The 11,392-nt window shown below is 41.0% G+C and carries 11 protein-coding genes; all 11 read right to left on the bottom strand.

Going from position 1 to position 11,392, the window contains the following annotated elements; translation table 11 throughout:
* Positions 1–82: 82 nt before the first annotated feature.
* Positions 83–1,198, bottom strand: coding sequence for an RNA polymerase sigma factor RpoD (gene rpoD / locus FC24_RS07620; protein ID WP_057874296.1), 1,116 nt, complete (start codon positions 1,196–1,198; stop codon positions 83–85).
* 120 nt (positions 1,199–1,318) lie between these two features.
* On the bottom strand, positions 1,319–3,172 hold the full coding sequence (dnaG, locus tag FC24_RS07615) for a DNA primase (RefSeq protein WP_057874297.1): 1,854 nt from the start codon (positions 3,170–3,172) through the stop codon (positions 1,319–1,321).
* Positions 3,173–3,314: 142 nt separating this feature from the next.
* Complete coding sequence (glyS, locus tag FC24_RS07610; RefSeq protein ID WP_057874295.1) at positions 3,315–5,396, bottom strand: glycine--tRNA ligase subunit beta; 2,082 nt, start codon at positions 5,394–5,396, stop codon at positions 3,315–3,317.
* Between the two features lie 2 nt (positions 5,397–5,398).
* A complete protein-coding gene (gene glyQ / locus FC24_RS07605) occupies positions 5,399–6,301 on the bottom strand; it encodes a glycine--tRNA ligase subunit alpha (RefSeq protein WP_057874294.1) in 903 nt (300 codons plus the stop codon).
* Between the two features lie 260 nt (positions 6,302–6,561).
* Positions 6,562–7,362 (bottom strand): DNA repair protein RecO, encoded by an 801-nt coding sequence (recO, locus tag FC24_RS07600; protein ID WP_057874293.1) that lies wholly within the window; start codon positions 7,360–7,362, stop codon positions 6,562–6,564.
* A 14-nt stretch (positions 7,363–7,376) separates the two neighbouring features.
* Entirely contained in the window at positions 7,377–8,288 is a 912-nt protein-coding gene (gene era, locus FC24_RS07595; RefSeq protein ID WP_057874292.1) for a GTPase Era, read from the bottom strand.
* 22 nt (positions 8,289–8,310) lie between these two features.
* The gene (locus FC24_RS07590) at positions 8,311–8,652 is read right to left on the bottom strand and encodes a diacylglycerol kinase family protein (protein ID WP_420805254.1); all 342 of its coding nucleotides are present in this window, start codon (positions 8,650–8,652) and stop codon (positions 8,311–8,313) included.
* Between the two features lie 37 nt (positions 8,653–8,689).
* Complete coding sequence (gene ybeY, locus FC24_RS07585; protein WP_057874290.1) at positions 8,690–9,166, bottom strand: rRNA maturation RNase YbeY; 477 nt, start codon at positions 9,164–9,166, stop codon at positions 8,690–8,692.
* An 87-nt stretch (positions 9,167–9,253) separates the two neighbouring features.
* Complete coding sequence (locus FC24_RS07580) at positions 9,254–10,246, bottom strand: PhoH family protein (RefSeq protein ID WP_057874289.1); 993 nt, start codon at positions 10,244–10,246, stop codon at positions 9,254–9,256.
* 203 nt (positions 10,247–10,449) lie between these two features.
* Complete coding sequence (locus FC24_RS07575) at positions 10,450–10,896, bottom strand: GatB/YqeY domain-containing protein (RefSeq protein WP_057874288.1); 447 nt, start codon at positions 10,894–10,896, stop codon at positions 10,450–10,452.
* A gap of 28 nt (positions 10,897–10,924) precedes the next feature.
* Positions 10,925–11,113: a 30S ribosomal protein S21 gene (gene rpsU / locus FC24_RS07570; RefSeq protein ID WP_057874287.1), complete on the bottom strand. Its 189-nt coding sequence runs from the start codon at positions 11,111–11,113 to the stop codon at positions 10,925–10,927.
* Positions 11,114–11,392: the final 279 nt, after the last annotated feature.

Genomic DNA, 11,392 nt, shown 5'->3' with positions numbered 1-11,392 from the left:
ATCTGCCATCAATAATAGATAAATCTATTACCAACAACAGATATTGTAGAGCCAAATTTTGCCACAGTTTTTATCACCAAAACTATTCAAGAAAATCTTTTAATTGCTTTGAACGGCTAGGATGGCGTAACTTACGCAACGCTTTAGCCTCAATTTGCCGAATCCGCTCACGGGTAACACCAAAGACCTTACCGACTTCCTCTAAAGTGCGTGTCCGGCCATCATCTAGGCCAAACCGCAACCGCAAGACATTTTCTTCCCGGTCGGTTAAGGTATCCAAGACACTTTCTAATTGCTCTTTCAACAATTCATAAGCTGCATGGTCAGCCGGGCTAGTAGCATCTTGATCTTCAATGAAATCGCCTAAGTGCGAATCATCTTCTTCACCAATCGGTGTCTCCAATGAAACCGGTTCTTGAGCAATTTTCAAGATTTCACGCACCTTATGGGTCGGCATGGCCATTTCCGCGCCAATTTCTTCTGGCGTTGGTTCACGGCCTAAATCTTGTAACAATTGACGCTGAATCCGAATAAGCTTATTGATGGTTTCAACCATGTGCACTGGAATCCGAATGGTCCGTGCTTGGTCAGCGATGGCCCGGGTAATCGCCTGACGAATCCACCAAGTCGCATAAGTGGAAAATTTAAATCCTTTGCGGTAATCAAACTTTTCAACGGCTTTCATCAAGCCCATATTGCCTTCTTGAATTAAATCAAGGAATTGCATCCCCCGGCCAACATAACGCTTTGCAATTGAAACAACTAACCGTAAATTAGCCTCAGCTAAGCGCTGCTTGGCTTCTTCATCACCTTGTTCAATTTTCAATGCTAAGGCAACTTCTTGATCTGCAGTCAATAAGGGTACCCGACCGATTTCTTTTAAATACATCCGGACTGGATCGTTGATTTTAATACCTGCAGGAGCCGACACATCACGCAAAGCTTTTTTAGAAACTTTCTTTTCTTTGCGCAGACTTTGCTGTGAAGGCTCACCGTTTTCATCAACAACACTGATTCCTTGATCTTCAATCCGTAAAATTGTTTTTTCAATTTCATCTGATTTTAAGCCAAACGGCACTAAAATTTTCTTGGTCAGCGTGTCTTCTTGAATTTGTTTCTTTGGCTTATATTCTTTGATGAGCGCTTTAAGTGCCGCTTTTAATTCCTTTTTCCCGCGCTTCACAGTTTTTTTTGCCATTAGATCGGCCTCCCTAATTTCAAACTCATAATCATTTTCAATTGTTCAGCACATGTCATCATTAACAAGTAACTCCATGATAACGCGCTTTTACAAATTGGTATACTAAAACAACTCCGTTTAACCAACTGACGAATCGTTAGTTGGTTGTAATTGTTTTTTGATTTGAACGATTGTCTGTAAAGTGTCTAGCAACCGGTCATTGTCACCAATACGACTGGCTTCTTGTAACGTCGCTTGTGCTTGCCGTAATTGCGTTTCCAGGCCAGCCTGTGCCATAGTGCGTAAATAATCTTGAAACTGTGCATCAATTGTATTTTCATCAAAACTTAGCAGATCAATTTCAATGGCCAAATGTTGTAACTGATCATCTGTCACTTGATCCACAAATTGAGCGATGACAAACTGATCATGACGCTCAAAATAAGTTTTAGCGAGTTGATATAATTGCTGGTAGGATTGATGCACAAACTGAAAATCGTCCCGTTCCTGTAGTGCCAAACGAATGTCAGGTTCTTTAAAATATAAGCTGAGCAACCCTTGTTCTGCCCGCTCAACCCGGTTTAATTTTGGCTGCTGCTGATGAACTTGTGGTTTTTCTGCAGACACCTGTGTTTGCTGACGATTATTTTGGCGTTTAGCAACTGCAGCATCCACTAGATAGTCTTGTAGCTGTGTGGTTAATGCGGTATAAGTTACTTCTAAAGATTGACTCAATTGTTTTAAATAAACGTCCCGCTCAACAGCTGAACTAACTTGAACTAACTCGTGCAATGCCGCATCAATATAAGCAAGTTTTTCTTGTTCATTAGCTAAATTACGCCCTTGTTTAAGGTAACGCAAGCGAAAACCAACTGGTGTTTCTAACCCATTTTTTAGAATTTGCTGAAATTTTTCAGCTCCGTACTGATCAACATATTCATCAGGATCCAATTGTTTCGGTAATGTCACAACATTAAGCTGAAATCGATTGTCTTCGCGTAGCAAACCAATGACCCGGTCAGTAGCTTTCATTCCTGGCTGGTCACCGTCATAACAAACAATTAAATGATCAGTAGACCGTTGCAACAAATACAACTGTTCATTGGTCAGACTGGTTCCCATAGAAGCAACACCGCACTTAACGCCGGCGCGGTAAGCCGCAATCACATCCATGAAGCCTTCAAACAAAATCGCTTGTTTAGCCTTGCGCATTTCATTTTTAGCCACATCAAAATTAAACAGCACTTGCCGCTTATTAAATAATTCAGTTTCTGGACTGTTAAGGTACTTAGGTTGCCCATCACTCACTGTTAATGCGCGTCCAGAAAAGGCAATTACTTGACCGTGCGCATCCTTGATCGGAAACATCACACGATTTACAAACCGATCACGCAACGTGCCATCCGCATTTTCAATAAATAGGCCAGAACGACGTAAAATGTCAAAAGCAATTTTCTTTTCCTTAAAAAAACGTAAAAGCAAATTATTTTCATCAGGTGCATAACCAATTTTAAACGCATCTAAAATCCGCGAAGATAACTGCCGTTTTTGCGTATAAGCTAATGCTGCTTCACCTAACTTAGTGTTCAACAAAATGTGATGATACAATGCTGCTGCTGCCTGATAAAGTTGCAACATTGCTTTTTGTTCCGGTGAAACGGTACTTTTAGGTGTCGATGTCAACTGGTACCCAGAAAGGTCAATGTCTAAATGCGCTAGCTTTGCAACGCGCACAACTGCTTCAGGAAAACTGAGCTGGTCAATTTCCATAATAAATTTAAAAACATTGCCCCCACGGCCACAACTAAAACAATGAAATATTTGCTTATCTTCAGTAACCGAAAAAGACGGCGTCCGCTCTTCATGAAACGGACACAGGCCGAATAAATTGCGACCGGACTTTTTCAGCTGTACGTACTGGCCAACAATATCGGTGATATTAACAGCACCACGAATTTGTTCAATTACCGCTTCTGGAATCCTAGTCGCCAAAATCATCACCTTGCTTCTAAGCCTTAAGCTTTGAAAAGTCGCACCCAAAATGAGTGCGACTTTTCTCCAGTTAACGAGTACAAAAATACAGTATTAACTATAGCACAAAATGCTGATACCAGCAATTGGTTTGCTTAAACTTCTACTTGACAATTAGGCGGTTTAAATCAGCAATACTAAAGATTAACTGTGCTAAAATTGCCAGTTGCTTCAGTCGATTATCCCGAACCGCTTGATCGTCCACCATGACCATAGTGGCGTCAAAATAAGCAGCAATTAAAGGCCGTAATTGTTCAAGTGCGTGGTAATTTTCTTCAATGGTCCGCTGTGCTGCTTGATGACGAACTTTTTCAACTGCCTGATACAAATCTTTTTCAGCTTGATTTTCAAACAATGCCGGATCAACTGTTAAACTAGCCTGACCATTAAATTTAGCTTTTTGGCTAAGCCGTAAAACCCGGGTTAACGCTTCAATAGTCGCTTTAAAAGCTGGTTTATCTTTATTTTGCTGTAACACTTTAGCAGCAGCAAACATTTGCTTAAGGTCATGACCATGGCCTGCCAAAACAGCATCGATAATGTCATAACGGATTTGCCGCTGACCAAACCACTGCCGCATCCGATCATTGATAAAATCTAAGAAATCTGACACATTGGTACTAAAATCTAACCCAAACGTCGCTTGATGCGTTGTTAGGAGATCTGTAATCTGTTGCCGGAATGCCGCAACATCTAAATGCCAGCCTTCAGCTTTAACAATCCGGATAATTCCTGCTGCTTGTCGCCGCAATGCGTAAGGATCATTAGTCCCATTAGGAATTAAACCAACAGCAAAGAAACTGATAATGCTATCTAATTTATCAGCAACTGCCAGCACTGCGCCAACATCCGTTTGTGGTAAAGCACCTTCAGCAACTTTAGGTAAATAATGTTCGCGAATTGCCGTGGCCACTGTTGGTTTCTCACCTTGTAACAAGGCATATTTTTCTCCCATAATGCCTTGTAGTTCTGGAAACTCATCGACCATACCTGTCATTAAATCAAATTTATAAATGGCACTAGCGCGTTTAAGATCTGCTAATTGGGCTTGATTTAATTCAACATACTTACCTAAAGCCTGTGAAATTAATTGCACCCGTTGCATTTTTTCATACATAGTGCCAATTTTTTCATGGAAAGTCACTTTTTTAAGACGCTCAACATATTCAGCGATGGTGTGCGTTTGGTCTTCATTATAGAAGAATTGTGCGTCTTCCAGCCTTGCTGTTAGCACTTTTTCATTACCTTTAACCACATTAGCTAAATGCTGCTGATTACCATTACGAACAGAAATAAAGACAGGCAATAATTTCCCAGCCTGATTGCGCGCGTAAAAGAAGCGCTGATGCACTTTCATTGAGGTAATCAATACTTCATCTGGCATATTAAGGTATTTTGAATCAAAATGACCGGCAAATGCGGTAGGATATTCTACCAAATTATTAACTTCTTCCAATAAAGTCGGATCTAATTCAACCACCCAATCATTTTGCGCTGCAAGAGTATGAATCTGTTCTTTAATCATCGCCTTGCGCTGCGAAGAGTCCGCAATAACGTATTGTTTCTTTAAAGCCGTTTGATAGTCACTAGCCTGGGCTAATGTTACTGGCCCACCTAAAAACCGATGGCCATAAGTCGTTCGGCCACTAGTGATGTTTAAAATTTTTAGCGGGACGACAGTTTGATCTAACAGTGCAACTAACCAATGTAATGGCCGAATGTATTCGAAGTCATAATTTCCCCAACGCATCCGTGTCGGAAAAGTCATTTTAGTAATTGCCGTCGTCAACCCGCTTAGAACTTCTTTAGCCGATTTCCCAGGGGTGAATTTATTGACGAAAACATATTCTTTGCCCTTTTGTTTCTTGAAGGTAATGTCAGCGGTTGTTAAACCTTGCCCCCGAACAAATCCCTGGGCAGCTTTGGTCCATTGTCCTGCCTGATCCAATGCAGTTTGTTTAGCAGGCCCGCGAACTTCTTGCTTATCATCTGCCTGTTTTTCTGCAACATTAGTTAACATAACCGCTAAGCGCCGGGGAGTGGCAAAAGAATGAACATCACCATAGGCTAAATGCTTTGCCTTTAAAAAGTCAGTTACCCGCCGCGCTAATTGATCCCGACTCGGCGTGACAATTTGTGCTGGAATTTCTTCCAAACCAATTTCCAACAGAAAAGTTTGTCCCATGATTATGCTTCCTCCTTTTTAGCTTGGTCCTTCAATAACGGAAAACCTAATTTTTCTCGCTGGGCCACAAACGCGCGCGCTACCGCCCGGGCCATGTTACGAATTCGCGCTAGATAACCTGCTCGTTCAGTCACACTGACTGCATCCCGGGCGTCTAGTAAATTAAAAGTATGACTGCATTTTAAAATATAATCATAAGCAGGGTGAACCAGACCATTTTTAATTTGCTGCTTAGCTTCTTGCTCGTATAAATTAAAAAGTTGCAACAGCATGTCCTGATTGCTGGTTTCAAATGAATATTTAGATTGCTCATATTCCGGTTCTTTAAAAATATCGCCGTATTTAACACCATCGCCCCATTCAAGGTCAAAAACAGAGTTGACATTTTGAATGTAGGAAGCCAACCGCTCAATCCCATAAGTAATCTCAGCAGTGACCGGTTTAACATTTAACCCACCGACAACTTGGAAATAAGTAAACTGTGTAATTTCCATGCCATCTAGCCAAACTTCCCAACCTACACCGGCACAACCCATTGACGGATTTTTCCAGTTATCTTCAACAAAACGAATGTCGTGTTCTAAAGGTTTGATGCCCAATTCACGTAAACTGCCTAGATACAACGCTTGAATATTAGCCGGTGATGGCTTCATCACAACTTGAAACTGGTGATGCTGGTATAGCCGGTTCGGGTTATTCCCGTAACGGCCATCAGCTGGCCGGCGTGACGGTTCAACGTAAGCAGCATTCCAAGGTTCTGGTCCAATTGCCCTTAAAAAGGTATATGGACTCATAGTCCCTGCTCCTTTTTCAGTATCGTAAGCTTGCATTAGCATACAGCCTTGTTTGCCCCAATAACGCTGCAGTGTCAAAATCATATTTTGAATGTCTAAAGTCTGTTGCATGAACGATCCCCCCATTTAAGTTTGTTAAAGTAACAGTTACCATATTAAAAAGTCCCTATGCCGATAAACGACATAGGGACGACTGTGCGCGTTTCCACCCTAGTTCTGAGCGATTAAAACTGCTCAACACTTCATTAATTATTTAACTTTAGAACTCAGAAATGCCACGTTAGTGCAAAACTTACCTGACTCACACCTACTCAGGCTCGCTGTTAAGTTTGTCACTAACACCGTTTCCTCATTGTTCTCTAACCAAAATTCTACGGCTTTTCCGAATGCTTGTCAAACCTAGGTTTCATTACTTGATCCCATTGATCCATTTGATCAAGAAAATGCTTGCTTTTCAATGATAAGCCTACATCATCTTGGTAAATACGATCTAGCATTCGCCGTAGTTCTTGTTTAGTAGTCGCTTTTACTGAAATGGAATTGATCTGCTGCAAATTAATGACAGAAAATAAACGCATTAAATAAATTGCCCGGGCACTTGCATGAAAGCGATAAGGATCGAGCTGCCAATGCTGCTTACACAATAAGCCACCATAACGCTGTGAATAATCAAATGGCAAATCCGTGCGCTGACAAACGACACAACTTTCTAACCGTGGTGCGACCCCAAAAGGCTGTAAGAGTTGAATTTCAATAATATTAGTGATAATTTGCGGATCAAAGCCCTCGTCAATGGCATTTAACGCAAAGAGGGCGCGCTGATACCATTCCGCAATCACTTGCCCATCTGGAAAAGCAACATCGATTAAATTTAAAATATAAGTAGCATAAGCATTTAACGTAATGTCTTGACTAATGCTTTGCCACTGCCGATAATTTTTTGCCGTGTTGATAAAAGATAACCCATCAGCACGGATATTTCCGATGTAAGTTCCATGCGTAAAAGGTAAAATCGCCGCTGCCAAACTAAAGCCCCGTTTACGCGCACGTCGAATAAAAAACATTTTTTTCCCAAAATGATCAGTTAAAATTTTAACCAACATGTCACGTTCACGGTAATCTTTACGTAGCATAACGATACCATTAAAATCTGCAATTTCCCGCTGTGCCACTTAACCGCCTCAAATCAATAGTTTTTCTTTTGGTAGCCCAATTCATTTAAATAGTGCTGATTATTACGCCAATTTTTATCAATTTTTACCCATAAAGCCAAATAGACTTTATCGCCTAAAAGGTGCTCGATATCTTGCCGCGCTAAAGTCCCAATTTTCTTTAGCATTTGGCCGCCTTTGCCGATAATAATCCCCTTTTGACCAGCGCGCTCAGCGATAATGGTCGCTTCAATTCGTAATTTGCCTTGATCGTTACGGCGCATCCGCTCAACGTTAACCGCCACTGAATGCGGTACCTCATCACGAGTGAGCTCGAGAATTTTCTCCCGGATCAACTCTGACACTACAAAATATTCTGGATGGTCCGTAATCTGATCATCAGGATAATATTTAGGCCCTTCTGGCAAATGCTGTTTTAATGCAGCCAGCAATTCCGGTACATTATTGCCTTCCAAAGCAGAAATTGGAAAAACCGCTGCAAATTTACGTTTAGCCTGATAAGCTTCAACAAACGGGGCTAAATCATTAGGATGAACAGTATCAATTTTATTAACTAATAAATAAACTGGTTGTTTAGTTTGCTTTAATTGCTCCAAAATAAAAGTATCTTGGGGACCCATTTTATCGCGAACACTCACCATAAATAAAATGGCATCAACTTCACTTAAAGCAGAAGTAGCTGATTTTAACATGAATTCATCTAATTTAGTTTGTGGTTTATGAATTCCCGGCGTATCGATAAACACAATTTGACTGTCTTGAGCAGTGTAAATCCCTTGAATCTTATTCCGGGTAGTTTGCGCTTTATTTGACATAATCGCGACCTTTTGCCCAACAACCCGATTTAGCAATGTTGATTTACCAACATTGGGCCGCCCGACAATCGCAACAAAACCAGAATGAAAAGCGGCTTGTTTTTGGTCCATAAGTTAATTCCTCCATTTAATTTCACGGCAACAATCCTAAGATTTTAGGTATAAAAATTAATAAGCCCACGCAAAACGCAAACAGGGCTGCCAATAACACTGCAGCTGCCGCCATATCTTTAGCGTATTTGGCTGCCAGTACATAGTGATGTGCAGTCAATAAATCAACCACTTGTTCAATTACAGTATTGAAGACTTCACTTTGAATCACCAAGAAAATAGCTAAGCCGATCCATAGCCATTGATTTAAGGTTAAACCTAACCACCAGCCTAAGACGATGACTAAGACCGCTGCCAATACATGCCAGCGCATATTCCGCTCTAATTTTACGGCTGTCCCCAAACCACATAGTGCGTGCCACATACTCTGCCACAAATGTTGGTTTTTAGTAACCTTCTGCTTATCTTTTAAGGCCATAAGCATCTAAAATTTGCCGTTGCAATGCGAACATTTCTTTTTCATCTGCTGGTGAGCGCATGTGATCATAGCCGTTTAAATGTAAAAAGCCATGAACCACAAGGAAGCCTAATTCGCGTTCAAAAGAATGCCCGTAATCAGCTGCCTGTGACTGTGCCTTATCAATGGAAATCATCAAATCTCCAATATTCCGCGGAATGTGCAGATCTGGCGGTAAAATGATTTTATCTTGATCGTCTGGATCTTCTTCGATGGCAAAACTAATCACATCCGTTGCCCGGTCTGTATGGCGGTATTCCCGATTAATCCGGTGAATCTCATCATTATGCATCAACGTAACGGACATTTCTGTATCCGCTGGTAAATGAAGATAGTTACCAGCAAACTCAGTAATTTCTTGAATCAATTTTAAATGTGCTGCTGTAACTTGTTTAGTGTGATCAACTATTTCTAAATCCACGCAGTAAGCCTGCCTTTCACAATTAATGCCTAAGAGACTGCTTGAGAAGCGTGACCGATTAAGCTCCGTTCTCAAGCTAGCCTAAGTTTACATGTTCTGTTTATTTTTTGCTGCTTGCTGGTCACCTTGTTGGTCATAAGCCGCAATAATGCTGGCTACAACTGGATGACGCACCACATCAGCCGCACTAAAGTTAACAAAGCCGATGTGGGGAATGTTTTTTAAAATCCGGTGTGCTTGAACTAAACCACTGTTGGCGTGCCGCGGTAAATCAATTTGGGTCACATCACCGTTCACAATCATTTTAGACCCAAATCCTAAACGTGTCAGAAACATTTTCATCTGCGCAGGCGTTGTATTTTGCGCTTCATCCAAGATAACAAAGGCATCGTCTAAAGTCCGACCTCGCATATACGCTAATGGGGCGATCTCGATGACACCCCGATCTAACAGACGTGCAGTATGTTCAGCACCTAAAACTGCATATAACGCATCATAGATCGGCCGTAGATATGGATCTGCTTTTTCCTTTAAATCTCCGGGTAAGAAGCCTAAACTTTCACCAGCCTCGACTGCTGGGCGGGTTAAAATTAATTTTTCAACACTGCCATTTTTCATTGCTGCCACCGCCATCACAACAGCTAAAAATGTTTTACCTGTACCAGCAGGACCAATGCCAAACGTAACATCGTTATTTGCAACCGTTTGTACATATTGGCGTTGCCCGAAATTTTTAACCCGAATTGGCTTACCCCGCCGGTCTTTAATTAATTCTGTTTGGTAAAGCGCTTGAAAATGGGTTAGCGTCCCGCGGTTAGCCATTTTAATTGCACTGACCACGTCACCACTGCTGATTGTAATGCCTTGGGCAATTAATTCAACTAAATTACTCAAAACCGCATAGCTACGACTAGCAGCCTGACTGGTTCCCGTAATTTTAATATCATTGCCAAATGCATTCAGCGTGACATTTAGCCCTTCTTCCAACAATTTTAAGTTTTTATCTTGATTGCCCATTAAACTAACGGCTTGTTCAGGATCACTGACCTGGAAATGTTTAACAATTTTTTCTTCTGTCAAAGAAGTGCTCCTTTTCCATATATTTCGACGTTTTAAAGTTTGTAATCACTCAAAATGATAGCACAACCACCACTAAAAAGCACCCGCTAACCACGAGTTCTCAACATAATTTATGCCATTTAAACGCACTTATCACTTAGTTACCCGAATTAATTTTAGGGAATTAAAAATAGCCGAACCTTAGCCCGACTATTTTTTACTGATTATTTAGTTAAAGCTGCTTTAACCAAACGATTGACCAAAGCGCCATCCGCCTTGCCTTTAACTTGTGGCATCAGCGTCTGCATCACTTTACCGAAATCTTTGGTCGAAGTCGCATTGAGACTAGCAACCGTCTTATTAACTAAGCCACTGACTTCTGCTTCAGTCATCTGTTGAGGTAAATAGTGTTCAACAATTTTAATTTCCTGCTGTAGTGGCGTGACTAAATCGTCCCGCCCAGCTTTTTGAAATTCAGCTAACGACTCTTTACGCTGCTTTAACTCACTAGTTAGGACAGCAAGCGCTTCTTGGTCATTTAAATCATGACCAAGTTTAATCTGACGATTAGTTACGGCGGCCTTCAGCATACGTACAACAGATAACTTTGCTTTGTCACGTGCCTTCATTGCGGACTTCAAGTCAGCATTTAGCGTATCGATCAGACTCATGGATATCATCCCTTAACCAACAAGCGAACTAGTATCTTCTCTTCTTTTTACTACGTTTTCTTGCTGCTTCTGATTTTAACTTACGTTTAACACTTGGCTTTTCATAGTACTCGCGTTTCCGGTATTCTTTTAATGTACCATTTCTGGACACAGTACGTCTGAAGCGTCGAAGAGCGTCATCAAGAGATTCGTTTTTACGAATGACTGTCTTTGCCATTATGATATCCCTCCCTCCGAGCTCAAAAATGGAACCGTTTTGCAAGATTGCTCTTAGAAAATTCGATTCGGTTTTAATTATAACCAACCAACCCCTAGCCGTCAATAAGAAAGCGACTAACAAACGATAATAATTTAGTATCTTTTTAAGATCCAACTAATGCAAGTGCAAATTTATGCTATCATAAAGGCAATTACACCAAACAAGCATATTTTTATCCATTAGGCAGATTGCAAGAAATAACTTGAACAAATTTAGTAACGCAGATTACGCAAAAAG

The organism is Loigolactobacillus rennini DSM 20253 (genome assembly GCF_001436505.1).
Lineage (GTDB): Bacteria > Bacillota > Bacilli > Lactobacillales > Lactobacillaceae > Loigolactobacillus > Loigolactobacillus rennini.
Note: the sequence above shows the minus strand (reverse complement) of the source record. Positions and strands in the feature narration are given on the sequence as shown.

Bases quoted from the DNA above. Each gene is read 5' to 3' on its own strand.
- rpoD (WP_057874296.1), bottom strand. From the start codon at position 1,198: ATGGCAAAAAAAACTGTGAAGCGCGGGAAAAAGGAATTAAAAGCGGCA.
- rpsU (WP_057874287.1), bottom strand. From the start codon at position 11,113: ATGGCAAAGACAGTCATTCGTAAAAACGAATCTCTTGATGACGCTCTT.
- era (WP_057874292.1), bottom strand. From the start codon at position 8,288: ATGGACCAAAAACAAGCCGCTTTTCATTCTGGTTTTGTTGCGATTGTC.
- FC24_RS07575 (WP_057874288.1), bottom strand. From the start codon at position 10,896: ATGAGTCTGATCGATACGCTAAATGCTGACTTGAAGTCCGCAATGAAG.
- glyQ (WP_057874294.1), bottom strand. From the start codon at position 6,301: ATGCAACAGACTTTAGACATTCAAAATATGATTTTGACACTGCAGCGT.
- glyS (WP_057874295.1), bottom strand. From the start codon at position 5,396: ATGGGACAAACTTTTCTGTTGGAAATTGGTTTGGAAGAAATTCCAGCA.
- FC24_RS07590 (WP_420805254.1), bottom strand. From the start codon at position 8,652: ATGTGGCACGCACTATGTGGTTTGGGGACAGCCGTAAAATTAGAGCGG.